The organism is Streptomyces catenulae, assembly GCF_000718015.1.
GTDB lineage: Bacteria > Actinomycetota > Actinomycetes > Streptomycetales > Streptomycetaceae > Streptomyces > Streptomyces catenulae.
In genome coordinates, this window is record NZ_JODY01000010.1 from 84,042 (window position 1) to 108,212 (window position 24,171).

At 71.6% G+C, this 24,171-nt stretch carries 27 protein-coding genes and 1 pseudogene; 18 read left to right on the forward strand and 10 right to left on the reverse strand.

Annotation, left to right across the window (positions count from 1 at the left end; all coding sequences use genetic code 11):
• Nucleotides 1–39 precede the first annotated feature (39 nt).
• On the reverse strand, nucleotides 40–816 hold the full coding sequence (locus tag IF23_RS0111860; protein WP_030282688.1) for a helix-turn-helix domain-containing protein: 777 nt from the start codon (nucleotides 814–816) through the stop codon (nucleotides 40–42).
• A gap of 117 nt (nucleotides 817–933) precedes the next feature.
• On the opposite strand from IF23_RS0111860, the gene IF23_RS0111865 reads away from it, so the two are divergent.
• From IF23_RS0111865 to IF23_RS0111890, 6 genes are all read left to right on the forward strand, one after another.
• Nucleotides 934–1,284, forward strand: a complete 351-nt coding sequence (locus tag IF23_RS0111865; RefSeq protein ID WP_030282690.1) for a nuclear transport factor 2 family protein — start codon at nucleotides 934–936, stop codon at nucleotides 1,282–1,284.
• A gap of 326 nt (nucleotides 1,285–1,610) precedes the next feature.
• Nucleotides 1,611–1,796, forward strand: coding sequence for a hypothetical protein (locus IF23_RS0111870; protein WP_030282691.1), 186 nt, complete (start codon nucleotides 1,611–1,613; stop codon nucleotides 1,794–1,796).
• A 143-nt stretch (nucleotides 1,797–1,939) separates the two neighbouring features.
• Entirely contained in the window at nucleotides 1,940–2,509 is a 570-nt protein-coding gene (locus IF23_RS0111875; protein ID WP_245654958.1) for a hypothetical protein, read from the forward strand.
• Nucleotides 2,506–3,489 (forward strand): DUF6895 family protein, encoded by a 984-nt coding sequence (locus IF23_RS0111880; protein WP_211266151.1) that lies wholly within the window; start codon nucleotides 2,506–2,508, stop codon nucleotides 3,487–3,489. Before IF23_RS0111875 ends, IF23_RS0111880 begins: the two co-directional genes overlap by 4 nt.
• Nucleotides 3,486–4,409 carry a DUF6895 family protein gene (locus IF23_RS0111885; protein WP_030282698.1) on the forward strand — a complete coding sequence of 308 codons (924 nt, stop codon included), beginning with the start codon at nucleotides 3,486–3,488 and terminating at the stop codon, nucleotides 4,407–4,409. The genes IF23_RS0111880 and IF23_RS0111885 overlap by 4 nt, the downstream gene beginning before the upstream one ends.
• 2 nt (nucleotides 4,410–4,411) lie before the next feature.
• Nucleotides 4,412–5,431: a serine hydrolase domain-containing protein gene (locus IF23_RS0111890; protein WP_245654959.1), complete on the forward strand. Its 1,020-nt coding sequence runs from the start codon at nucleotides 4,412–4,414 to the stop codon at nucleotides 5,429–5,431.
• A gap of 7 nt (nucleotides 5,432–5,438) precedes the next feature.
• Here the strand turns inward: IF23_RS0111890 and IF23_RS0111895 are convergent, their stop codons facing one another.
• Nucleotides 5,439–6,491, reverse strand: coding sequence for an enoyl-CoA hydratase/isomerase family protein (locus IF23_RS0111895; protein ID WP_030282702.1), 1,053 nt, complete (start codon nucleotides 6,489–6,491; stop codon nucleotides 5,439–5,441).
• 696 nt (nucleotides 6,492–7,187) lie between these two features.
• Between IF23_RS0111895 and IF23_RS0111900 the strand changes: the two genes are divergently transcribed.
• Nucleotides 7,188–7,673, forward strand: a complete 486-nt coding sequence (locus IF23_RS0111900) for a cation:proton antiporter regulatory subunit (protein ID WP_030282704.1) — start codon at nucleotides 7,188–7,190, stop codon at nucleotides 7,671–7,673.
• A gap of 6 nt (nucleotides 7,674–7,679) precedes the next feature.
• The gene (locus IF23_RS0111905) at nucleotides 7,680–8,942 is read left to right on the forward strand and encodes a cation:proton antiporter (RefSeq protein WP_030282706.1); all 1,263 of its coding nucleotides are present in this window, start codon (nucleotides 7,680–7,682) and stop codon (nucleotides 8,940–8,942) included.
• A gap of 85 nt (nucleotides 8,943–9,027) precedes the next feature.
• Here the strand turns inward: IF23_RS0111905 and IF23_RS0111910 are convergent, their stop codons facing one another.
• The 4 genes from IF23_RS0111910 to IF23_RS0111925 all read right to left on the reverse strand — a co-directional run bounded on the left by IF23_RS0111910 (nucleotide 9,028) and on the right by IF23_RS0111925 (nucleotide 11,415).
• Nucleotides 9,028–9,474: an SPW repeat protein gene (locus IF23_RS0111910; RefSeq protein ID WP_030282708.1), complete on the reverse strand. Its 447-nt coding sequence runs from the start codon at nucleotides 9,472–9,474 to the stop codon at nucleotides 9,028–9,030.
• A gap of 141 nt (nucleotides 9,475–9,615) precedes the next feature.
• Nucleotides 9,616–10,179, reverse strand: coding sequence for a GTP cyclohydrolase II (locus tag IF23_RS0111915; protein WP_051739510.1), 564 nt, complete (start codon nucleotides 10,177–10,179; stop codon nucleotides 9,616–9,618).
• Between the two features lie 260 nt (nucleotides 10,180–10,439).
• Nucleotides 10,440–10,871, reverse strand: a complete 432-nt coding sequence (locus IF23_RS0111920) for a DUF6126 family protein (RefSeq protein WP_245654960.1) — start codon at nucleotides 10,869–10,871, stop codon at nucleotides 10,440–10,442.
• Nucleotides 10,872–11,046: 175 nt separating this feature from the next.
• Entirely contained in the window at nucleotides 11,047–11,415 is a 369-nt protein-coding gene (locus IF23_RS0111925; protein ID WP_030282713.1) for an ArsR/SmtB family transcription factor, read from the reverse strand.
• Between the two features lie 623 nt (nucleotides 11,416–12,038).
• On the opposite strand from IF23_RS0111925, the gene IF23_RS0111930 reads away from it, so the two are divergent.
• Nucleotides 12,039–12,332, forward strand: coding sequence for a hypothetical protein (locus IF23_RS0111930; protein WP_030282715.1), 294 nt, complete (start codon nucleotides 12,039–12,041; stop codon nucleotides 12,330–12,332).
• A gap of 72 nt (nucleotides 12,333–12,404) precedes the next feature.
• On the opposite strand, the pseudogene IF23_RS34895 reads toward IF23_RS0111930, so the two are convergent.
• The 3 genes and pseudogenes from IF23_RS34895 to IF23_RS34005 form a co-directional block, all read right to left on the reverse strand.
• Nucleotides 12,405–12,515, reverse strand: a pseudogene (locus IF23_RS34895) (glutathione peroxidase); the annotation flags it as partial.
• A gap of 21 nt (nucleotides 12,516–12,536) precedes the next feature.
• Nucleotides 12,537–13,994 carry a recombinase family protein gene (locus IF23_RS31120; RefSeq protein ID WP_281179963.1) on the reverse strand — a complete coding sequence of 486 codons (1,458 nt, stop codon included), beginning with the start codon at nucleotides 13,992–13,994 and terminating at the stop codon, nucleotides 12,537–12,539.
• 203 nt (nucleotides 13,995–14,197) lie between these two features.
• Entirely contained in the window at nucleotides 14,198–14,482 is a 285-nt protein-coding gene (locus tag IF23_RS34005; protein WP_030282718.1) for a hypothetical protein, read from the reverse strand.
• Nucleotides 14,483–14,799: 317 nt separating this feature from the next.
• Between IF23_RS34005 and IF23_RS0111945 the strand changes: the two genes are divergently transcribed.
• Both IF23_RS0111945 and IF23_RS33510 read left to right on the forward strand, forming a co-directional pair.
• A complete protein-coding gene (locus IF23_RS0111945) occupies nucleotides 14,800–15,093 on the forward strand; it encodes a hypothetical protein (protein WP_030282719.1) in 294 nt (97 codons plus the stop codon).
• A 247-nt stretch (nucleotides 15,094–15,340) separates the two neighbouring features.
• On the forward strand, nucleotides 15,341–16,042 hold the full coding sequence (locus IF23_RS33510) for a hypothetical protein (RefSeq protein WP_051739513.1): 702 nt from the start codon (nucleotides 15,341–15,343) through the stop codon (nucleotides 16,040–16,042).
• Between the two features lie 247 nt (nucleotides 16,043–16,289).
• Here the strand turns inward: IF23_RS33510 and IF23_RS32555 are convergent, their stop codons facing one another.
• Nucleotides 16,290–16,769, reverse strand: coding sequence for an RICIN domain-containing protein (locus tag IF23_RS32555; protein WP_078653924.1), 480 nt, complete (start codon nucleotides 16,767–16,769; stop codon nucleotides 16,290–16,292).
• 375 nt (nucleotides 16,770–17,144) lie between these two features.
• Between IF23_RS32555 and clsA the strand changes: the two genes are divergently transcribed.
• From clsA to IF23_RS0111990, 7 genes are all read left to right on the forward strand, one after another.
• Nucleotides 17,145–17,741 (forward strand): cardiolipin synthase ClsA, encoded by a 597-nt coding sequence (gene clsA / locus IF23_RS0111955; RefSeq protein ID WP_030282720.1) that lies wholly within the window; start codon nucleotides 17,145–17,147, stop codon nucleotides 17,739–17,741.
• Nucleotides 17,742–17,951: 210 nt separating this feature from the next.
• Nucleotides 17,952–18,134 carry a hypothetical protein gene (locus IF23_RS0111960; protein ID WP_051739514.1) on the forward strand — a complete coding sequence of 61 codons (183 nt, stop codon included), beginning with the start codon at nucleotides 17,952–17,954 and terminating at the stop codon, nucleotides 18,132–18,134.
• A gap of 70 nt (nucleotides 18,135–18,204) precedes the next feature.
• Entirely contained in the window at nucleotides 18,205–18,735 is a 531-nt protein-coding gene (locus IF23_RS32005) for a helix-turn-helix domain-containing protein (protein WP_051739515.1), read from the forward strand.
• Nucleotides 18,736–18,741: 6 nt separating this feature from the next.
• A complete protein-coding gene (locus tag IF23_RS0111970) occupies nucleotides 18,742–19,992 on the forward strand; it encodes a PBSX family phage terminase large subunit (RefSeq protein ID WP_037677992.1) in 1,251 nt (416 codons plus the stop codon).
• The gene (locus IF23_RS0111975) at nucleotides 19,989–20,225 is read left to right on the forward strand and encodes a hypothetical protein (RefSeq protein WP_030282727.1); all 237 of its coding nucleotides are present in this window, start codon (nucleotides 19,989–19,991) and stop codon (nucleotides 20,223–20,225) included. The genes IF23_RS0111970 and IF23_RS0111975 overlap by 4 nt, the downstream gene beginning before the upstream one ends.
• A complete protein-coding gene (locus tag IF23_RS0111980; protein WP_030282728.1) occupies nucleotides 20,212–21,684 on the forward strand; it encodes a phage portal protein in 1,473 nt (490 codons plus the stop codon). Before IF23_RS0111975 ends, IF23_RS0111980 begins: the two co-directional genes overlap by 14 nt.
• 538 nt (nucleotides 21,685–22,222) lie before the next feature.
• Nucleotides 22,223–24,163, forward strand: coding sequence for a phage minor capsid protein (locus tag IF23_RS0111990; RefSeq protein WP_030282730.1), 1,941 nt, complete (start codon nucleotides 22,223–22,225; stop codon nucleotides 24,161–24,163).
• The last annotated feature ends 8 nt before the right edge of the window (nucleotides 24,164–24,171 follow it).

The following is a 24,171-nucleotide window of genomic DNA, read 5'->3' on the forward strand; positions in this document are numbered from 1 at the left end:
GCCGCCGCGCCCGGTCCGGGGCCCGTACGCCCCTTCTTGCTACCGCGGGGTGAACCGGCGCCGGGTCTCCTCGTCGGCGGGCAGGAAGGTTTCCAGGTGGAGCCCTTCCAGGGCGGCGTCGGTGGCGGTGCTGAGGGTGGCGGAGGTGCTGAAGAAGCGGAGCGGGTGGCCGTCGACGTCGATTTCGAGGGCGATGACCGGGCCCGTGGGGGCGGTGGTGTCGGGGGTGCCGCGGTATCCGGCGATCTCGGTGGCCAGTTCGCGGTGGCGCGGGTCGTGGGTGCGCTCGGCGCGGTGGCTCACCTGCTGGAGCAGATGGCCGCCCCACTCCGCGAGGTTGCCGATCCGGCGGGCCAGCCCGTCGGGGTGGAGGCAGACCCGTGCGACGTTGACCGGCGGCTCCAGCAGCTCCGGCGCGCATCCGACGAGTAGCTGATCGACGGCGGCGTTGGCGTCGACGATGTCCCAGTGGTCGTCCAACAGGAGCGCGGGGTAGGGCAGATGGGCGTCGAGGAGGCGGCGCAGACCGTCCATCACGACCGTGATCGAGGAGTCGTCCCAGGCGCGGTCCGGGTAGCGCGGGGCGTACCCGGCGGCCAGCAGGAGACGGTTGCGCTCCCGTAGCGGTACATCGAGGTTGTCGGAGAGGTGCATCAGCATCTCCGGGGTCGGGTGGGCCTTGCCGGTCTCGACCCGGCTGAGGTGCCGGGTGGAGACCCGCGAACGGTTGGACAGCTCCTGTTGACTGAAGCGGCGGCGCTCGCGCCAGGTACGCAACAGTGCACCGACCGGGGGAACTTCGACTGCGACGCTCATACCAGGAGCGTAGGCGTTCGGGTCCGCGCGGCCATGACCTCGGAGGTCATGGTCCGGGCGACCGGGCCGGGCCAGGATTTCGGTCATCAGCCCAACGGAACGAACGGGAGAAACACCATGCAGACTGTCGTGCAGCAGTACCTGGCCACCTGGAACGCCACCGGCGACGAGCGGGCGGAGCTGCTCGCCGCGCACTGGTCGCCCGAGGCGACCTACACCGACCCGCTGGCGGAGGTCGCCGGGCACGACGGGATCACGGCGGTCGTCGAGGGCGTCCACACGCAGTTCCCGGGGTTCGTGTTCACGCAGGTCGGCGAGGTCGACGGGCACCACCGCCAGGTCCGCTTCCGCTGGGGTCTGGGCCCGGAGGGCGCCGAGCCGCTGGTGATCGGCTTCGATGTCCTCGTACTGGACGCGGCGGGCCGGATCCGGGACGTCCACGGCTTCCTGGACAAGGTGCCGGCATAAGGGGAGCGCGACGGGACGGCCGCGGCCGCCCGTACGCCAATCTCCTTCTCCGCCAGCGCTCCTGACGGGTACTCATCCGGTCGGGCGGTGTGTTCACCTCACCGGAGCAGCGGGCGCCGTCCGGGCGGCGGTGGCAGGCCCCGCGTCCCAGCGGTGGCCTGCTGCTGCGTGGCGGGGGTCCGGGCCCCGGTCCGGGCGGGCCTGACGTGCCGTCGCTCTTCCTTCCCCTTCCGGAACCCGCTCGGGGAAATTGCCCGTTTCTTCGGATTGCGGGCGATTAAGGGCGATGTAAGAGTTAAGGCACTGCCGTAGAAGGAGATGATCCCATGAGCATGGATCGCACAGCTTCGGTCGAGTCGGTGACCCTCGCCGTCGAGGTCGAGGACCTGCTGGACTCCACCGAACCGGACGGCGTCTTCCGGGACACCCGCGAGTGCGCCGGGGCCGCGATACTCCTCGGGGCCCTGCTGGCCTCGCCCCCCACGCCCCGCCCCAAGCCGGATGCGCGCTGAAAGGTAGTGCGTTGGTAGATCAAGCCGAGGGATCCGGATCCCTGAGCACTGTGATCGCCGATGCCGCATCAGGGGTCGCCCTCGCCCTGCGGGGTGAGGGCGACCCTTATGCGCTCTCCCGTGTACTGCGGCAGAGTGACGCATTGGCACCGGCGGCCGTCCGCGTCCTGGGCGCCGACGCCCTCGCGCCGTACGCCGCGGACCACCACACCCCGGCCGCGGGAGACGAGGACCGCGGCGTCGTCCAGGCGGCGCTGGCCGCCTTCCCGCCGGGCGCCGACGCCTCCGCCGTCTCGGTCTGGAGCTACCGGGGCCTGGTCGAGGCGTCCCACGCGTTCCTGCCCGGCGGCCCCGACCGCTGGCCGCAGCCGCCGGACGCCGCATCGGGCTGGGTCGAGGCCGACCCCTGGCCCCGGCTCGCGCACCGCGCCTCCCAACTCGCCGCGCTGGCGCTGCCGGGCCTCTCCCCCGCCCTCGCCGACGCGCTGACCACCCGTACCGACGACCTCGCCCGCGGCTTCGTGCGCGCGGTCCGCCGCCGGGACTGGCTCCAGGCGGCGGGGCTCGGCCGCTGGCTGGCGCGGCTGCCCGGGGTGCCGCCGACGCTCGGGCTGGACGCCGGGCTCGCCTTCATCGGGCACATGGGCGGCGGTGACGCCCGGGTGGCGCTGCACCTCGTCGCCGCCCGGTGCTTCTACGGGCGGGGGGAGTGAGCGGCCCGCCGTCGGCGGCGGCCGACACCGCCCTGCTGGACTCCGTCGCCACAGGCGCCCTGAGCTGGCTCGGCGCGTACCGCGACCGCTTCCGGCTGCCCGCCGACGTCACCACCGACGCCGACCCCAACCTCACCCTCAAACCCCTGGGCGAACTGGCCGAACTCGCCCGGCTGATCCAGGAGCTGCACCCGCGCGCGGACGTGCGGGAGGCGGCCGCGGAGCTGTTCGCGTTCGCCTGGGAGCAGTTCGGGCGGGGCGCGCTCCACGCCGAGCTGATGCGGAACGAGCCGCAGGCGGTGTACCCGGTGGAGCTGTACGGCGTCTTCGCCCGCGCCGGGCTGCGCCATCCGGCGGCCGACGCCCTGCTCACCACCGTCACCGGGCTGCGCCGCTGGCGGGTGGCGGGCGGCGATCACACCCGTACGCTCAGCGTGCTCAACGCCGAGCGGCGGATCGGGGTGCCGCTCCACGCCGACCCCGGCGCGGTGTTCGCCCTGACCGGGCTGGGGCTGCGCGCCGAGCCCTGGCTGCTGGACCTGCGGGCCGCATACGGCCTCACCCACGACGTCTTCCACCTCACCGACTGGGGGCGCGCCCGCCACCGGATGGCCGCGCCGTTCGCCGCGTATCTGCGGCTCTGGCTGCCCTGCTGGCTGGAGGGTGAGCTGGAGCGGGAGCTGTGGGACCTGGTCGGTGAACTCCTCGCGGTCGCCGCCTGTCTGCCCCGGCCCTGGTACCCGGCGGACGTCTGGCGGCGGCTGGCCGCGGCGCAGCGGCCGGACGGCGGGGTGCCGGAGCGGAGCGACCCGGCGGACGGCCCGTACCGCGACGATCCGTTCCTCACCTGCTACCACTCGACCCTGGTGACCGCGTTCGCCGCCACGCTCGCCCGCGTCGGCACCGACACCACCCCCGACGACTCCACCGGCCCGGCGCGCGCCACCGCCCCCGGCCGGGAAAGCGAGGCAGCACCGTGACCGTTACGGCCGCGCCCCCGGCGCTGCTGCACCGCGTCGGCGACCGGGCCCTGGCCTGGCTCGACGCCCACCGTGAGCACTTTCGGCTGACGCCCGAGGACCGCGCCACCAACCGCGCGCTCCTGGAGCGGCTCAAGCCGGTCGGCGAGCTGGTGATCAACATGCGGGTCCTGCTCCGGGAGGGCGTCGCCGGATCGCAGCAGCGCAACCGCGCCGGGCAGCTCCTCGACTTCGCCTGGCGGGAGCTGCTCGACGGCGGCAACGTCCTGGCCGCGCTCCAGCACGACGAGCCGTTCTCCCCCGTCCCGCTGGAGATCTACGGCAGCTTCCACGAGCTGGGCCACCGGCACCCCGGGCTGGAGCGGGCGATCGCGACGGCACGCCAGACGCAGAGCTGGTCGGCGCTGGAGATGGTGCCCAACCGGCGCCTCGGCGTCCTCAACGCGGAACGCAAACTCGGGCTGACGCCCAGCGGCGACTTCGGCCGGGCATTCTCCCGCACCTGGCTGGCGCAGCGCCCCGAACCGTGGACGGTGCAGCTCCACATCGCGTACGACGTGACGCACACCGTCTTCCACCTGACCAACTGGGGTGCCGCCCCCGAGCGGATCCCGCCGCAGGTCGCCGACTACCTCGCCCGCTACCTCCCGGCGTGGCTGGAGGACTGGGCGGACCTGGGCCACTGGGATCTGCTGGGCGAACTCCTCTTCGTCGACGCCTGTCTGCCGCGGCCGTCGCTGGACGCGGAGGTGTGGGAGCGGTTCGCGGCGGCGCAGGATCCGGGCGGGGCGATGCCGCTCCAGCGGGAGATGCCGGACGGCGACGCCGCCACGGTCTTCGACATCGTGCACCATCCGACGCTGGTCGCCGCGTTCGCCTCCGCGATGGCCACCTCGCGGGCGCTCGCGGACGCCCTGTGACGGTGGCGCTCACGGACCGGGTGGCGGACGCCGTCGCCGCCGTCGAGGCGCCGGACGTGGTGGTCGCCGTCACCCGCCGCGGCGCCCGCACCGTGCTGAGCGGCGGCACCGCCCCGCCGCCCCCCGGCGGCCGTCGGGCGCTGCGCTACGAAATCGGCTCGCTCAGCAAGACGTTCACCGTGCTGCTGCTGGCCACGCTGGTCCAGGACGGGACGGTCGGCACCGACGACCGGCTCACCGACCGGCTCCCCCGCCACACCCCGCCGCACCACACCGCGCACGGCATCACCCTGCGCCATCTGGCCACCCACACCTCCGGGCTGCCGCGGGTGCCGCGCGAACTGCTGCCCGCCGGACTGTTCCAGCCGTACGCCAACGGCTACCACGGCTACGGCACCGACCGGCTGCTGCACAGCTTCGCCCGCACCCGGCCACGGCCGCCCGGGACCCGCTGGCACTACTCCAACTTCGGCCTGGCGCTGCTGGGCTGTGCCCTGACCCGCGCCACCGGCACCGCCTTCCCGGCGCTGCTCACCCGCCGGGTGCTGGACCCGCTCGGGCTGACCGGGACGGCGCTGGAGCCCGGGACCACCGGCACCGACGCGCTGGGGCACCGGGCGGACGGCCGGACGCCGGTACCGCCCGGTTCGATGGGCGCGTTCGCCCCGGCGGCGGCGGTCCGCGCCACCCCGGACGATCTGCTCACCTATCTGGAGGCCCAGCTGACCCCCGGGTCGACGCCGCTGGCCGGGGCGGTGCGCGCGGTGCAGGTGCCGCAGCTGCGCCGGGGCGCGGGGCGCCCGCACACCCATACGCTGACGTGGTTCCAGCATCCGGCGCCGGGCGGCCCGCTCCTCTTCCATCTGGGGGCGACGTTCGGGCAGCAGGCGTTCGTCGGCTTCCACCCGGCGAGCGGCACGGGCGTCGCCGCCGTCGCCACCCGGCGCGGCCGCGCCTGCCGTCTGACGGAGACCGCGTACGAGTTGCTGTACGCACTGGGCGGCGACGCGGCCGGGCGCTGAGCGGGCGTCAGCCGTCCGCGAGGCCGAGTTCGTCCGGGCCCAGCGAGCGGAAGTGCCGGGCGACCTCGCCGTCGGTGACGTCCTTCAGCCGCGCCGGTGACCAGCGGGGCGCGCGGTCCTTGTCGACGATGCGGGCGCGGATGCCCTCCACCAGGTCGGGCGAGGCGAGCGCCGCGGAGGCGATGCGGTAGTCCTGGTCGAGGACGCGCTCCAGCGTGCCGAGGCGGCGCACCCGGCGCAGCGCGGCGAGGGTGACCTTCAGGGAGGTCGGCGAGAGCTCCAGCAGGGTCTGCGCGGCGCTCTTGGCCGCCGGTTCCCCGCTGTGCTCCAGCCGGTCGACGATCTCCTCGACGGTGTCGGCGGCGTAGCAGGCGTCGATCCAGCCGCGGTGGTCGGCGAGTTCGGCGGCGGGCGCGGGCTCGGCGAACCGGGCCACGGCCGCGTCCACCTCGTCGGTGGCGAGGGCGGCGGCCAGCTCCGGGAGGCGGGCGGCGGGCACATGGTGGTCGGCCAGCCCGCAGAGCAGGGCGTCACCGGCGGTCATCGGGGTGCCGGTGAGGGCGAGGTGGGTGCCGAGTTCGCCGGGGGCGGCGGCCAGCAGATGGAGTCCGCCGACGTCGGGGACGAAGCCGATGGCGGTCTCCGGCATGGCGACACGGGAGCGTTCGGTGACGATCCGGACGGTGCCGTGTGCGGAGACGCCGACGCCGCCGCCCATGACGATGCCGTCCATGAAGGCGACGAACGGCTTGGGGTAGCGGGCGATCTGCGCGTTGAGGCGGTACTCGTCGCGCCAGAAGGCGCGGGTGGCGGCGCCGTCGCCGTCGCGGGCGTCGTCGTGGATGGCGCGGATGTCGCCGCCCGCGCAGAGTCCGCGCTCGCCCGCCCCGGAGAGCACCACGGTGGCGACGTCCGGGTCGTCCCGCCAGGTGTCGAGCGCGGTGGAGAGTCGGCGCACCATGCCGTGGGTGAGGGAGTTGAGCGCCCGGGGCCGGTTGAGGACGAGGTGTCCGGCGCGGCCCTCGGTGCGGTGCAGTACGGAGTCGTCGGCGGCGGTCATCGGGCGTCTCCGGTGCGCTGCGGGGTGGTGAACGGCATCTCTCGTCGGTCCTTCCAGCGGTACGGCGCCCGCGGGCCGCGGACGGTCGGTGACGGCCCCACTCCATCAGACGGCGCAGGTCCGCGGGCGGCTGCCGGACGGATTGGGTGGCCGGGAGGCGCCGCCCGCGGGAGCGTCGGACCGGGTCGTCACGGGGACCCGGCACCCCTTTCCCGTCCAAATCCGGCCATTTACGGCTGGGTTAAACTGCCGGGGCCGACAACGCACTGTTGTGCGGCCGTCACCCGTTCCGTGGTAGGCGGCCGTACGTCCGGGACGACGGGAGGGACGGACATGCCGACCACCGCCACTCCCCCCGTTGTTCCCCCCGCATCCGCCGCCTCCGGCGCCCGTCCGCACGGCGCCGGTTCCGACGCCGTCCGGCCGCGCCGGGTCCGGCGGACCTCCGCCCATGCGCACGGTTTCGTCCCGCACCGCAGGCCACGGCTGGCTCCCTGCGCGCGCAGCGGCATTCCCGATATGTCCTGCGCCGGCTGACGCCACCTCACCTCCTTCGGGGCCCGCTCCGCCCGGCCCCGGTCACCGGCGCCGGATGCTGCACAATGCCTGACCAGTGACGGCCGGTCCCACCGGTCCGTCCGGCCAGGGGCCTCGCACGCCCGCAACGCTGTACGCACCCCCGCAGGGAGCACCTCCATGGAGCCATCGGCCCACGTCGGCAAGACCGCCCTACCCGGGGTCGGCACCCGCTACGACCTCGACACGGACGGCGGACGGCATGTCTCGGTCGTCGCCCATCAGGACGGCCGTCGCATCCTCGCCTTCCACGACCCGCAGGACGAGGACAGCTGCCAGGACTCCGTGGCGCTCGCGCCGCAGGAGGCGAGCGCGCTGTCCAAGCTCCTCTTCCCCGACCCCGTCGCCCATCTCCACCAGCACCCGGAGATCGATCTGGTCACCGAGCACATCCCGGTCACCAAACGATCCCCGTACGCCGGGCGGACCCTGGGGGCCACCGCGGCCCGCACCCGCACCGGCGCGTCCATCGTCGCCGTTCTGCGCCGTACCGACGCCGTGCCCTCGCCCACCCCGGACTTCCGTTTCGCGATCGGCGACACCCTCGTCGTGGTCGGCACCCGGGAAGGCGTGGACGCCGTCGCCGCATTGATCACCGGAGGGTAACCGCCCGTGCACGACACCACCGCGCTGCTCATCGAACTCGGGGCCATCATCCTCGGCCTGGGCATACTCGGCCGGCTCGCGGGGCGGGTGGGATTCTCACCGATTCCGCTCTACCTGCTCGCCGGACTCGCCTTCGGCCACGGGGGGCTGCTGCCGCTCAACGCCAGTGAGGAATTCGTCTCCACCGGCGCCGAGATCGGCGTCATCCTGCTGCTGCTCCTGCTGGGACTGGAGTACAGCGCCTCGGAGCTGGTCACCAATCTCAAGACGCAATATCCCTCCGGGATCGTGGACTTCGCGCTGAACGCCGTGCCGGGCGCGGTGGCCGCGCTGGTGCTCGGGTGGGGGCCGGTGGCCGCGGTGGCGCTGGCCGGGGTCACCTGGATCTCGTCGTCGGGCGTGATCGCCAAGGTGCTCGGCGATCTCGGGCGGCTGGGTAACCGCGAGACGCCGGTGATCCTCGGCGTCCTGGTCATCGAGGACCTGGCGATGGCGGTCTACCTGCCGCTGCTGACCGCGCTGCTGGCCGGGCTGAGCCTGGCGGGCGGCAGCCTGACCCTGCTGATCTCGCTCGGTACGGTCGGCGCGGTCCTGTACGTGGCGCTGCGGCACGGCAGACTGATCAGCCGGGCGGTCTCCTCGGACAACCCGGAGATGCTACTGCTGGTGGTGCTGGGGCTGACGGTGCTGGTCGCCGGGGTCGCGCAGCAACTGCAGGTGTCGGCGGCGGTCGGTGCGTTCCTCGTCGGTATCGCGCTCTCCGGTGAGGTGGCCGAGGGCGCGCACCATCTGCTGGCGCCGATGCGGGACCTGTTCGCCGCGGTGTTCTTCGTCTTCTTCGGCCTCAACACGGACCCGGCGGCGATCCCGCCGGTGCTCGTCCCCGCGCTGATCCTGGCCGTGATCACCGCCTGCACCAAGATCGCGACCGGCTGGTTCGCGGCCCGCCGCGCCGGGGTGCGTACGGCGGGACGCTGGCGGACCGGCGGCACACTGGTGGCGCGCGGCGAGTTCTCGATCGTCATCGCCGGTCTCGCGGTCGGCGTGGAGCCCCGCATCGGCCCGCTGGCCACCGCGTACGTCCTGATCCTGGTGATCCTCGGGCCGCTGGCCGCCCGTTTCACCGAGCCGGTGGCGCGCCGCGCGACCCGGCTGCTGGGCCGTGCCCCGGCCACGGCGGGCGCGGTGCCCGCACCGGCGGCGGCGCCCGAGGCGCCCGCCGAGGAGTCCCCGGCCACTCCGGGTGACACGGCCCGTACCCGCGGCTGACGGGACCCGCACACGACGCCGGCCGGCGCCCGCGAGGGGTGCCGGCCGTCGGGCCTTTCGCACGGTTTCCGGCCGTGCGCGCAGGTCAGACGCGGTGGCGGCGACGACTCCGGCCGGACACCGCGACGCAGATCAACCCCAGCAGACACGTCAGACCGCCGATGACCGCGTTGGTCCAGATCACGCCGCGGTCCGGGCCGCTGCCGACGATCCAGGGCGCGATGATCATCCAGGCGCCCATCACGCACATCGCCCAGCTCAGGCCGTACATCCGCGCCGGGCGGGCGGTGAAGCCGAGGCCCAGCGCGGCGATGGCGATGCCCATGATCACGTTGTGGGTCATCAGCGCCGGCTGCGAGGCCGTGAAGTGCACGATCCACGGCGAGACCGCGCAGAACAGGCCGACGAGGAACACCGGTCCGTCCACGAGGGCCACGTCGCGCCCGCCGAGCACCCGGTCGTACCGGGCCTGCATCTCCGATACATCGGGGTGACCCGCGAGGTCTCCCCTGTGGTGTGAGACGTCGGCCATCCGACTCGCCTCCTTCGTCCGCAAGCCTGGCCGTTCCGTGCGGCAGTGGAACCACACACCCCTATTCTGCGCTTATGTCGCCTTTATGTGTAGTGGTGGCGGGTGGCCGGTTCCGCGCCGGTACCCGGCGGGCGGCCCGGCTCACGGGCGGCCGAGCAGTCCGTCCAGATGCGGCAGGTCGTGGGCGAGCCGCTCCCGCTTGGCGCGGAAGCAGCGAATGTTCTCCGGGCACGGCTCCGTCAGCAGCGGCACCTGCGCCGCGACACCGATGCCGTGAGCCACCAACGCCTCCCGCTTGAGCGGATTGTTCGACAGCAGACGTACGGAGTTGACGCCGAGGTCGTGCAGGACGTCGGCGGCCACGCGGTAGTCGCGGGCGTCGACCGGCAGCCCGAGCGCGAGGTTGGCCTCGACGGTGTCCAGCCCCTCCCCCTGGAGCCTCATCGCCCGCAGTTTCGCCAACAGCCCGATTCCGCGGCCCTCGTGCCCTTGGAGATGGACCAGAATTCCGCGGCCTTCCGCGACGATCTCCCGCAGCGCCGCGGCCAATTGCTCCCCGCATTCGCAGTGCCGGGAGGCGAAGACATCTCCGGTCAGACACTCGGAATGCAATCGGGTCAGCGTCCGCTCTCCGGCGACCTCTCCGTGCACCAGCGCCAGCTGTTCCTTCCGGTGGCTGCGGCGGGCCCGGGGACGCCCGACCACGGCGGGCTGACCCCACGGTCGGGCTGAGCCCCGACGGGCCCGATTCCCTTACGGGGGCAGCGCGTTCACCACCCCCACTCCGCCGACGAATTCCCCATTCCTTCCGGGTTCCGTACGGAACCCGGAAGGAACTGTCGATACGTGCCCGCGGAACCGTCCGTTCCCGACTCGGGGCAGCCGGACGGCTCGCGGCGGCGGAGCTGCGGCCCGCGCCGCGTGATCCGTACGCGCTCCCCGTCCGGCCGGGCCCCGGCCGGGCGTCAGGTGCCCGCGTGGCGACCCAGGTAGATCACCAACACCAGGAATCCGGCGACGAGATGGCCGACGGCTATGTAGAGCAGCACCTGGCGGGTGGTCGCGTGTTCCTTGCGCCGGGAGATCAGCGCGAGGACACGCGGCGGCGGCGACGGCCGGACCAGCGGGCGGCCGATCGGGCGACCGGTGCGCCGCCGCGTCGGCACGGCGCGCCGCCGCACTCCGCACCGGGGCGCGGTCCGGCCGCCGGGCGGCCGCCACGGGCAGGGGCGCGGCCCCCGTGAGGCGACCGCGCCGTCCTCGTAGGCGTGGTGGTGCGGGCCGATGCAGGGGCGCCTGGAGTCCGGGGTTCCGGTGACCGGCAGGCAGGTGCGCGAGTGGACCGCGCGCCACGGCGGCGGACCCTTCCGCCGGGCGGCGCCGGGCACGGCGCTCATTCGACGAGGCCGCCGGGCGGCCTGCCCCGGTCGCGGTGGACGGCCGTCGCCCGGGCTGACCGCCGCGCGGCGCACCCGGCCACGCCCGTCGGCGGTGCGCCGACGGTGTGCGCCCGGCGCCGCGTCCCGCTCATCCCTGCTCCGTCCACGTCCGCTCCGCCCACTCCCGTTCCGCTCATGACGCCTCCTGGACGCGGGGCTGCCCGGCCGGTGTCCGCCGCGGGTCGGCGGAGAGGTCGCCGTGGCCGGTCAGGGCCACGGGGAGGGTCCGGCGGGCGGCGCCCAGCAGACCGGCCATGTCGCCGCCGGCCAGTTCGTAGACGACCGTGGTGCCCGTGCGGGTGGCGGTGACGATGCCGGAGCGGCGCAGGACCGCGAGTTGCTGGGAGAGTGCCGCCGGTCCGACGCCGATCGCGCCGCGCAGCTGCCGCACCGGCAACGGGCCCTCCTGCAACAGCTCCAGCACACGGATGCGTACGGGGTGGCCGAGCACCCGGAAGAATGCGGCCTTCGCCTCGTACAGCGGCAGCCGGGGGTCGTTCATGAGGGGGCTCCCGCCGCGGCGGGGCGTCGGTGGTGCGGTCGGTGCGGCGTCCGCGCCGCGCGGCGCCGGGCATCCCGGGACCGCTCCCCTGCCGCTCCGGCCCATCCGCCCACGCCTGCCTCCGCTCACGGTCCGCCGACAACCACACCAACTGTTGAATTGCAGACTTCTGCAACTGTAGACGACATCCGGCCGCTCATGGGAAGGCAGGGTCCGATCGCGACACCTTTCCGGCGGGGGACATCCGACACATCGGGCATGTTCACGACACCCCTCGGCATCCCGGGACGGGACACACGCCCGTACGCCGGAGGAATCGCCGCCCCCGTGCCGCCGGTCGCCCGGGGGCGGACCGGCCGAAGATCGCCTTGACAGCATGTGCGCCCCTCTCCCCGCGGTCCCGCTTCCCGCCGCCCGCCCGGCGGCGCGCTCCGCCCGCCGGACCGGGACCGCCCCGCCCTTGCGGACCGGAGCGGCAGTGGGCCGCCTGCCCGGCGGCGTGGCCTGTCAACCGCGGCGCGCGCGGGAACGTATCTTCTGCCCGTCACCGGCGCAGGCGCATCTGCGGCGGTCCGGGTGGTGTGCCCGCAACCCGCGGGTGGGTCGGCTGGTTGAGTCCGGTCATGGACGCCAAGCAGAACGCCGGGCCCCCGTTCCGGCGCCGCGCTCTCCCCCCGTCACCGCCCACGGCCCCGGCGCCGCAGGCCGGGCGCCGGGAGGAGGCCACGCCGATCTTCGACCAACTGCTGCGGGAGTGGCGGTCCGGTGCGCCGACCCCGGTCGCCTGGCCCCCGACCGACCCCCCGCCGCAGCCCGCGGACCGGCGCCCGCCCGCGGACGAGGAACGCGTCATCCCCCGCTCCCGCCGCCACGACGCACCCCCGAAGGGCCCCGGCACCAGGCGCGCCGAGGAGTGAACGTCCGGCCGCCGACCGGGCGGGCGGGCGTTCGGCGGTGCGCGCCCGCCGGGGCGGACGCGCACCGGGCCGTCATGCGGGCAGTTGGGCCTCGACGGCGGCGACGAGCTCGGGGGCGTCCGGCTCGGTCTGCGGGGCGAAGCGCGCCGCGACCGTGCCGTCGGGGGCGATCAGGAACTTCTCGGGTTTTCTCTCTGAAGAACGTCACGCCATCGTGGCGTAAAGGCGCTGGTCGGGCTCGCGCGCCTCTTCCCATACAGGGATGATCTCTATCCTTATCGGGCCCGGCCGCTCCGGCTGGTGCAGCACGATTCGCCCGATCAGCTTCCGAAGGATCAGGTTCCGCTCAGCGACGGTCAGCGTGTCCCACTCATCCAAGACACCCACCACGAGCGGCAGATAGTCCTCTGCCTCCGGCATTTCCTCGACCTCGACAAGAGCCGAGATCCGTTCTGCGAGCGCGTCGCGTTCAGCGACCAGCTCGTCCCGCGCGGCCTCGAAGACGCCGTCCGGGTACTTGTCCGGGTCCTTCGCCGCATCGATGGCAAGCCGCGTCAGCGACGCCTCGACCTTGGCATGTTCGTTCTGCACCCTGGCCCGCTCGCGAGCAGCGCGCGCCCGGTCGTCGTTCCGACCGCTGCTCTCCAGCGGCGTCGACGGAGCCTCGTCGATCCCGCTGGCCCACTCGCCGAGCTTCTTGAGGGCCTCGGCGACGACCTCGGCACCGCGGGCCCAGACGCCCACGCACCCGGCATCCCCGTATTGAACTCGCCGTGAGCATCGGAATCCCGGATTGCCACGGCTGCTCGCCAGCGTTGCGGCTCCCGTGCACTGGCCGCAGCGCGTCAACCCGGTTACCTCCGAGCTGGGGAGGCGGCTGCGCGGGTGAGTGCCCGCGACCTGCTTGCGCCGCTTCTCGTACTCCTTCCATGTCTCGTCGCTGATGATCGCTTCCTGTGCGCCTGGCACAAGGTCGTAGTGGTTGCACTGGCCTTGATGCCTCCCGCGTGGGCAGTCCTCGCGTCGGACGCGCAACAGGCCAGCCGCAAAGCCGCTGCCCATGTAGTACCGGAGACCTTCCAGCCCCCAGATGCCGCCGCGCGTGGTGGTGCAGCCGAGGCCGTTCAACCACAGGGCCAGTACCTTGAATCCCTCCCCGTTCAAGTAGCGAGCGTAGAGTCTGGCTACGATGTCGCGCAGTTCCGGGTCGACTTCGTAGCGCTCTTGCTGGAGCACTCCGGTTGCCGGGTCGTACCGCTTGTGCCAGATGTAGCCGAACCGCGGTTTGCCCATCGCGGGGAGCTTGATGGCATGGCGGTATTCGTGTGCCTCCTTCCACTGCTCGCCGATTCGATCGGCCTCGAACGCGGCGACCTCGAAGAGCACGCCTCGGGTGAACCAGCCCGTGGCAGTGCGCGGGTCGGCGTCCTCGGTGGCCGAGTAGAGCTGGCCGCCGACCTTCTCGACGCGGGTGAGGTTGATCGCGGCGCCGTGTCGGCTGCGTCCGAATCTACTGAATTTCCATACCGCAATCTCTTGGGCCAAACCGGCCTCAATGGCCGCGATGGCCTTCATGATCTTGCGGTGCAAGTTGGTACCCGTGACATCGAGGCCGACGACCCACTGAACGATGTTTCGACCCGTTCGCTTCGCTTCGCCCAGTCCTCAATGGACGCTTCTGAAGCTCGGGGCTGATCTTCTCTTCTTTCCAGGTCGAGACCCGGATGTAACCGATAGCGGGGGTGAGTTGCTCCCGTCTGAAAGGGAGAGGTATCTGCCCTGTTGTCACAGTGCCTTCTGTTCCGCTTCTGGATTGGCCGCGGTCACAGTGTGATCACGTTGCCCGCGACCGGCTCGGCGTGACCCTAGCGGCGGCCGGGGTTCGGCGGGGCGGGGGCGTCGAGCAGGCCGCGCGCGACGTGGTCGAGCGCTAGCTCATATCCGGCGCGGTGGGAGGTGGCGAGTTGGTCGTCGAAGATGTGGTGGGCGCGGTCAACAGAAGCCGCGACGATTCCGGGGACGGCCACCAAGCCCATGATGATGCCGACGTTCATAACGGCGTTGCGGCTGTCGCCGATCAAGCCGATGAGTGCCACAGCAATGCCGGAAATGAGCAGCGCGATAGCGCACGCGGGCAGGTGGCGTCGCATTTGGGGATGACCTCCGTACAAGGGCACCCAGCGCCAGTACGACGACAAGGAGGGCAACCGCCGGTCCTCGTACGACATCCAGGCCGACGAAGTCGCCCCGTCCCTGCTGCGCGCCACCGCCGTCGTCACCAAGACCACCGGCACCCCCGCAGGCGACACCCCCAGGTCGAGCAACTGGAGCCAGCAACCGGCCTTCCGACGCCTGGAATAACCATCGGGACCAGGCCCCTTTCTAGCCTCGCGACGACCCGCGCGCGACCGGTCGCTGCCCGCCCCGCGCACGACCGCCCTCGACCTCACCGCAAGGAGCCCCACCCATGAACCGCCGCACCGCCCGGACACAGGAACGCACCGCCCGCCGCGACTCCCTACTCGTCCTGCTCTCCCGGGCGCAGCGCGAGCGGGCCTTGTCCCCGGCCGAGGGGGCGCTGCTGCGCGCGCACGTGGAAGCCGAGATGGTCGAGGGCGACCGGTTCCGCCGGGAGGCGGGCGGGCAGCAGGCTGCCGTTCGCCGGTTGCATCAGCGCCTCGACGCCGCCGAGCAGGCCATTGTCGAGGCCGAGCGGCGCGCCGAGCAGGCTGAACAGGCCCTCGCTGAGGCGCAGCGGTGACCACGACGGCCGTCCGGTGCGCGCACGGCTACGGCCTGCTGCGTGACTCGTGCCCTGGATGCGACGCCGAGCAGGAACGCCCCCATCCGGCCGACCCGGTGCGCGTCATCCCGTCATGGGCCACCCGCCCGCACCGGCGGTGCCGCCGCTGCGCCCCGCGCCCATCCCACCCGATCCACCGCCAGCCCACCCCGTGACCGCGCCGGGCGCAGCACCGCGCCCCGGCCGCCCGTCGAGGAGACCCGCCGTGCCGCACCCGCGCGCCCACCAGGCCGCCGCCCACCTCGCCACCATCCGCCAGCACTGGGGCGAACTGCTGCTCGCCATCGAGACCATGCCGGCCGATGTGTGGCCGCCACGGCAGCTCGCGCACACGCTGCGCCCCGCCGACGAGGACACGCTCGACGTCGCCGACCGAGCGCCGCTGGTCCTGCGCCAGCACCCGGCCCCGGTCAACCTTGACGCCCTCGACACCGGCCTCGCCGTCGAGCGGGCACTGTTCGACCTCGCCGACACCCTCGCCGCCGCCGTCCAGCGGACCGCGCTCGACCCGCGACGCTGGACGTTCCGGAGCCCCACCGACCCGGGCAGCCGCGCGTACGGCCTGCACTGGGCCGCCCTGTACGTCGAGGGGCGCGTAGTCGACGAGGACGCCGAGCCGCGCGCCGAGGCGCCATCCGCACCCCTCCCCGAACAACTACTGCACGAGGCACACCGCGTCACTGATCAGGCCGCCAGCCGCCTGCTGCACACGCTCAACCTCGACCAGCGCACCACGCCCGTGCCCGACCCGCCGTGCCCGAGGTGCGGTGGGGCTCTTAGCCTGCACGCTGGTCCAGGCCAGAAGCCGAGCGTCACGTGCGGCACGGGCCACCGCTGCCCCGCCCCGTGCCGCTCGACCTCACCCGTCGACGGATGTGGCAGTGGCATGACCTGCTCGCCCTGGTAACCGCGCTGGCCGAAGCAGACCAGGAGAAGGCGCTCCCTACGGCCACGTGACCGAGGCAAGCCGTACGTATCACCCGCCATCGTGGGGCCCAACACCCCTTCGACGCCCACCGCCTACGGCCGACCCGGAACGGCACAACTGCAACCACACGAGCGCGCCCAGTCATTTACCCCGGACGCAGATTGGCCGCCAGCTAACGCTGGCGGCCAATCAAAAAGCGTGGAGCTTTAGAGCTACTCCCTAGGAGTTAGTTCCACCGCTGATACTTACCACCGTTGTCAGCCTTCGTGTAGACAGAGCCGGACGCGTTACTGTCCAAGACGAGTCCGGTAGCCTTATTCTTCAAACGCCACCCGGTGGCAGTCTTCGTCTCGTGCCACTTCTGGTTATTTCCGCCATTGCAGGAAATCGCGTAGACGGAACCGTTGGCCTTACTGTCCAAGCAGTGGGAACCCGTGCCATAGCCGTTCCATGCGAGCGTGAATGTGCCGTCGGAGTTCTTGGTCTCATCCCATCCGCCAGCATTACGGCTATCCGTGAGAACCTTACTCCCAGTGCCAGTTATACCGGTGTCCACGCCGAGCCAACGGCCGGTCGCCGCGTTTTTCCATGTGGTGCTATGCGACGCAGCTACGGCGCTACCCGAAACCGCCACCAAGGCCGCAGAGGCCAGCACGGTAGTAGAAACGATCACCGTCAAGCGCTTCATTTTCACAAAATCCCCCATATGCAAGAATGCTATTACCGCACGTCTAAATAAATTAGCCTACCCCCATTTTCGCCATGACAGCGAGAGCGGGGGACAGCGCATTGATGACCGAACAATGCCCAAACAAGCTAACAACGTCGATCATGATCCACAAGGGTATAAATAAGACTCCACATTGACACCTAATGCCCGAAATAGGGCACTTTAACCCATACGTGTTCGGACATATTTTCGCCGACCCGTCAACCTCCTCGCGGTTTCAACGATCCGCCGCGCATCGACTCGCCGACCCTTGTCGACCGCAGCCAGGGTCGGCTCTGATAAGATCAAAAATTGCCCAACTTTAGACTCGGAAAGCCTGGGGTGTTGGAGTGTCCAGCTGGAGGCAGGGAAGTGAAAAACGAGCACTTTGACAAGGTGTTGACAATCCCCAACGCGTTGAGCGCACTGCGCGTTGCCGGAGTTCCAGTATTTCTGTGGCTCGTCCTTCAGCCTTACTTTGACTCTCCAAGCCTTGACGGTTGGGCGATCGCTTTGCTGGCTATTAGCGGGGTGACCGATTACCTGGACGGGAAGTTGGCCCGTCGTTGGAATCAGGTAACTCGCCTCGGTCAGATTCTAGATCCAGCCGCCGATCGGCTTTATACCATCTCTACGCTACTTGCGCTACTCTTGAGGGATGTTATCCCTTTGTGGTTCCTGCTGCTACTTGTCGCGCGCGACATATTCATGTTCATCAATATCGCCACCTTGCGAAGAATCGGATACAGCCCTCTTCAGGTCAGCTTCATCGGGAAAGCGGCTACATTCAACCTGATGTATGCATTTCCACTACTCCTCCTTGCTGACGGAGGCAATTCCCTGGCCGACTATGCGCGCGCAATCGGGTGGGCGCTCGCGTTTTGGGGGGCCGCACTGTACTGGTGGTCGGCGGCGCTTTACACGGCACAGGTGCGCAGCCTGAGGCTGAGTTCCCGCGAGGAGGCGTAGGGCGCTCGTTTCTGCCAGTTAGTGCGCAGCGAAGGGCCCTACAGCCTCGCTTGGGCGCAGATCCTGCCACCACGCACGCGGCGGCAGGGGTCCTTTCCGGCATTCCGACTACCGATCGCCGCCGAGCACGGCGCCGGACCTGACATCGCATGTATCCCCGTCCCCGTGAACGACGTTCGAGGAGGGCTGCCAGACTGGGATTATCGCGAATTGGTCGCAGACAAGGAAAAGGCCGTCGACAACAGCCGCAACCAGTGCAGCGCCATCAACGGCAAGGCCGACAAGGTGGATTGGTCGGCGCAGCAGCGGTTCGGCACCAGCTCGCACGAGGTGAGCACCGCCGAGGCGAAGCAGATCAACACCGCGCTGGCGACGTTCTGCAAGACCGCCTGAGCCACTTCCTCGACGGCCCGGCCCCTGCCCCGCAGGTGCCGGGCCGCTCGCATGTCCGGGAGGTGAGCACATGGCCGCGCCCATCTCCGAGGAGGACCGGGAGCAGGTGCGCCGCCTGCACGCCGACGGGCAGTCCCGGAATCAGATCGCGCGCGCCATCGGGCGCAGCAGCTCGACCGTGTCGAAGATCGCGCGGGATGAGGGGCTGCGGTTCGAGGGCGGCGCCCGGGTCGCCCCGGCCACCGCCGCGCGACAGCTCGACCTCGCCGAGCAGCGCCGACAGCTCGTCGGCCGCCTCTACGCCCGCGCCTCCGCCAACCTCGACCGCGTCGAGGCCCCCGAATACGTGCGCGCCGAACTTCTTCCGTCCGGCCGCACCGTCCGCGTCATCTCCGCCGAACCGCCCGCCCAGGATGAGCGCCATCACTCCCAGGCCATCGGCTCGTACCTGTCGAGCGCTGCGCGGCTCGCGGAGATCGACGCAGGCACCGGCGCGGGCGAGGTCCGTTCGATGCTCACCGACCTTGCCCGCGGCCTGCGCGCCGCGTTCGTCGACGACCACCAGGCCGACGCGGACGAGGGGGCCGACACCGGGGGGTGAGCGGTGGTGCTCGACTCCCTGCCCCTGTCGCGGAAACAGCTTCGTTCCATCGCGCAGGCCACCGCCCGTATCTGCCTCTGGCACGGCGCGGTTCGCTCCGGGAAGACCGTCGCGAGCCTGCTCGCCTTCGTCCTGGCCGTCGCCGAGGCCCCGCCGTCCGGCCTGATCGTGATCTGTGGCCGCTCGCTCCAGACGATCGAACGCAACTGCCTCGAACCCCTCGCCGACGAGGCACTGTTCGGGCCGGTCGCCCGGCAGGTGCGGCACACCCGCGGCGCGACCACGGCCGTCATCCTCGGCCGCACCGTCCACCTGATCGGCGCCGCTGACGCGCGCGCCGAGGGACGCCTGCGCGGCCTGACCGCGTGCCTGGCGTACGTGGACGAGGCGACGCTGCTCCCCGAAGGGTTCTGGACACAGCTTCTCGCCCGCCTCTCCGTGCCCGGCGCCCGGTTGCTGGCCACCACCAACCCGGACGGGCCGCGGCACTGGCTGAAGACGGGATATCTCGACCGCGAGCACGAACTCGACCTGCGCTCGTGGCACTTCCGCCTCGAAGACAACCCGTCGCTTTCCCCGGCCTATGTCGCCTCGCTCGCCGCCGAGTACGTCGGCTTGTGGAAGCGCCGCATGATCGACGGGGCGTGGTGCGTGGCCGAAGGCGCCGTGTACGACATGTGGGACGAGCAGCAGCACGTCGTCGACAAGCTGCCCCCGATCGCCCGGCACTGGCTCGGGATCGACTACGGCACCACCAATGCCACGTCCGCGGTGCTGCTCGGCCTCGGCGACGACAACCGGCTGTACGCGGTCGCCGAGTGGCGCCATGACTCCCGTGCCACGCGGCGCCAGATGACCGACGCGCAGTACAGCACCGCCATACGCCGCTGGCTTGCCGAACTCGACGTCGAACCCGCGTGGACGTTCGTCGACCCGTCCGCCGCAAGCTTCTCCACCCAGTTGTGGACGGACGGGCACCCCGGCATCGCACGGGCCCGAAACGAAGTCCTCGACGGCATCCGGTCCGTATCGACCGCGCTCGACTCCGGCCTGCTCCGCGTCCACTCCTCATGCCAGGGGCTGCTCTCCGAGTTGCCCGGCTACGCATGGGACCCCGCCGCATCCGACCGCGGCGAAGACCGCCCCATCAAGCGCGATGACCACTCCGCCGACGCGCTGCGCTACGCCGTCCACTCCACCGCGCACGAGTGGCGCCACCTCACCCCCGCCCCAACCCCCGAGGAGGCCACTCCATGAGCCCGACCACGATCCCCGCCGTGATCACCAACGCGCAGAAGCAGGCCGCCATTCGCGCCTTCGGCATCCCCGCGTCGCTGGTGTGCGAGATAACCCTGCACGCCACCGAAGGCGTGCGGGCCGAACTGTTCCTGCGTGACCGCGAGGGCCGCATCGTTTCGCACGGCGGTGACCCGCTGACCACCACGCTGCGAATCCCGTACGGGGAGGTGAGCGCGGATGCCGCTGCCTGACAACGGCGCCGCCTGGCCGCCTCCGTCGCTCGGCCGCCTGTACCGAGAGCTTCGCGCCGACGACGCGTGGTACTCCGGCGACCGGCGCCGCCTCGCGGACATCTACCAGTACACCGAGCAGCGGCACGACGGCCGCCGTCGACTGTGGGCACGCCACCGGCACCCCCAGCCCGGCCGCCACGACACCCGGCTGCACATCCCGTTGCCCGCCGACATCGCCACCACATCAGCCGACCTGCTGTTCAGCGAACCGCCGACGTTCACCGTCGGCGATCCGGCAACACAGGCCCGGCTCAACGAGATCACCGAGGCGGACGGCATCGCGAACACGCTGCTGGAGGCCGCCGAAGTCGGCGCCGCGTTGGGCGGGGTGTTCCTACGCGTCACCTGGGACACCGCCCTCGCCCCGCGCCCGCTGCTGACGGCCGTACACGCCGACGCCGCGGACCCCGAATTCCGGTGGGGGCAGCTGTCCGCCGTGACGTTCTGGCGTGAGCTGGCGTCCGGCTCCGACACGGTCTGGCGGCACCTGGAGCGGCACGAAGTCGGCCGCGTTCTGCACGGCCTCTACGAGGGCACCGTCGACAGCCTCGGCACCCGCGTGCCGCTCACCGAGCACCCGGACACGGCGCCGCTCGCCGACGCCCTGGGCGTCGAGGGCGACAGCATCGAGACCGGCCTCGACCAGCTCACCGCCGCCTACGTCCCCAACATCCGTCCGAACCGCCGGTATCGCGGGTCACCGCTCGGCCGGTCCGACTACCAGTCGGCGCACGACCTGTTCGACGCGCTCGACGAGACGTGGTCGAGCTGGCTGCGTGACATCCGCCTCGCCCGCGCCCGGCTGATCGTGCCCGACGGCTACCTGCGCGACCACGGCCCCGGCCGCGGCGCCTCGTTCGACGACGACCGCGAGATCTGGCAGGCCCTCAACATCCCGCCGAACGACGGGGTTGGCGGCATCACCCTGTCGCAGTTCGCGATCCGGGTCGCCGAGCACCAGCAGACCGCCGACGCCATCATGCGGCAGGCCGTGCAGCTCGCGGGGTACTCCGCGCAGTCCTTCGGCCTCGGCGACTCGACCGCCACCACGGCGACCGAGGTCACCGCCCGCGAGCGCCGGAGCATGATCACCCGCGACAAGAAGTCGCGGTACTGGTCCCCGGCGCTGGCCGACATGCTCTTCGTGATGCTCCGCTTGGACCAGAGCCTCTACACCCCCGGTCTGACACCGGAGCGGCCGACGATCGCGTTCGGCGACTCCGTCAGCGAAGACCCGCAGACCGTCGCCCAGACGCTCAACCTGCTCCAGCAGGCCCAGGCCGTCAGCACCGACACCAAGGTGCGCGCCCTGCACCCGGATTGGGACGACGACGCCGTACGGGCCGAGGTCGACCGCATCCTCGCCGAGACCGGCGCCGCCGTTCCAGATCCCATGCAGGCCGGGCTGATGCCGTAACCCCGCTACATCCCGCCGAGGCCATTGCTTCGGACGAGTAGCACGTCACGCCCCAGGCCAGCGATGGCCAGCGCCACGAGCGCCCACATTGCGGTGGGGTCGTGAACGTGACCCGTGGCAATGGCGGTTGCGATCCCGCCGCCCTGTAGCGCGCCCATCCGGATCACGGGCCGTGGCACCCGCAGGACTATGTCCTCAGCCCGACGCGCACGCCCGTCGAATCTCTCAGTTCTCTTCAACTCGACTCGTCCCCAGATGAGTTGGCGTCATTGCTGTAGAGGCGTGCGCACGCTCCACCTCCATACTGCCAGGGGAGAATCTTCACTTTCGAGGCAAATAGGGCGGACTTGTTCTGTATTATGGAACATGTCGCATCTTTAACATTTGAATCCAAGGCAATCGAGAAGGGTGGGCGGATGTTTCAAAGGTCCACACCTCGCGGACGCCACTCTTTACACGATGGACCGTGTGACGCATATCACGGCTGAAATGTGGTCCTCCCTTCTGTTCTGTTGGGAGGTGCCATGTACACCCAGGGATGGTCGAGGACTTGTCGGCCGGGATCAGCGACCTCTACGCAGACGCCGAGGCTCGCCTGCTGAGCATCGTTGCGCGACAGCTCGCCGCGGACCTGGACGCACCCGGGTGGGTCTCAGCCAAGCTCCATGACGTCCAGGCCCTACGCCGAGCCGCACAGGGCGTTGTCGACGCGCTCGCCGAAGCGACGAGCCTCGACGTGTTCGACGCGGTCGCCGAGGCGTACAACGACGGCTCCCGCGCGGGTCTGGTCGAGCTGGGCGCGCTGCACGACGACGATGCGCGGCGGATCGCGGAGACGACCCCGAACGCCCGCGCCGTCGACCGGCTCGCCGAGGAGGCGCGGACGCGGATCGAGGCGACGCACCGCGGGATTCTCCGCGGTGTCGAGGACGGGTACCGGCAGGTCGTCGGCGAGGTTGCCGCCACGCCGTTGCTCGGCGTCGACACCCGCCGTCAGACGACGCAGGCCGCCATGCAGCGGTTCGCCGACCGTGGGCTGCGCACCTTCGTGGACCGCTCCGGCCGCTCGTGGTCGATGACCTCGTACGCCGAGATGGCGGTACGGACGGCTGTCGGGCGGGCCGCGGTCGAGGCGCACGGCGACCGGCTGCGCGCCGCCGGGGTGTCCCTGGTGATCGTGTCCAACGCCCCGCACGAGTGCCCGCTGTGCCGCCCGTACGAGGGCAAGGTGCTCGCGCTCGACGGGCCGGACGGCGCCCACACCGTCGAGGTCGAGCACGCCACCGAGGACGGCCGCACCGTGCGCGTGCACGTGGCCGCCTCCCTCGACGAGGCGCGCCGCGCCGGGTTCCAGCATCCGAACTGCCGACACAGCCTCGCCGCCTACCTGCCGGGCGTGACGCGGGCGCCGGTCGAGCACTCCACGGACCCCGACGGCTACGAGGCCACGCAGAAACAGCGGGCCCTCGAACGCGGCATTCGGAAGTGGAAGAACCGGAAGGCGGCGGCCGTCACGCCCGAGGCGCGGCGCGCGGCCGAGGCGAAGGTACGCGCCTGGCAGAAGCGCCAGCGCGAACACCTGGCAGATCACCGGGAGTTGATCCGCAAGCGGTACCGGGAGCAGTCCGGCGCCGGGAACCTTCCCTCGGCCGCACCGGTCCCGACGGCATCGGCCGTGGATGCGGCGCGTGTCCGGTCCGGCGACCGGCACACGCTGTCGGAGATGGGCGACGACCAGCTTGCCGCCGCGCACGGCTCCGGGCACCTCGACGGCCGCGACCGCGGCCGGATCGAGGCCGAGGCCGACCGCCGCGACGAGCGCGACCTGCTCGCGCGCGTCTTCCCCGACGGGCACCTCGCCGCGGATCTCTCCGGCCTCGGTGACGATGACCTCGGCTGGACCGTGCGGTACGGGGACCCGCGCGGCGCCGAGCGGATCGCCGACGAGTTCGACCGCCGGTACCCGCCCGCCCCGCCGCCCGCGGCGCACGGCGCGCACACCGTCGCCGGGCAGCTCGCCGACCGGCAAGCGGTCGACGACACCCTCGCGCCCGTCACCGACCCGGACGGCTGGGCGCACCTCGCCCTCGACGAGGACCCGTACGCGGGCATGTCCGCCGCCGAACGGTGGCTCGCCGACCGCGCACACGCCGCTGAGGCGCAGCGCACGGCGTACACCCGCGAGCAGGTGCGGGAGATGTACCGCGAGCACATCGCGGCGCAGTGGCTGGAGGCCGAAGATGCGCTGCGCGGGCACCTGCTCAACCGGCGGGCCGAGGCCAACGGCGTTGATCCGCGGAGCCTGTTCACCGGCCCCGCGCACGTCGCCTACGCCCGCGCGTCCGAAGATCTGATTCGGTGGTGGGAGGCCCACCCCCGTACTACGCTCGCCGAGTACACGGAGCAGATCACGGGCGTGCGGGACGCTGCGGCGCAGACCGCGCGGCGCGCCCGCGGCGACCGGCAGAACCGGCTGTGAAGGGGGCG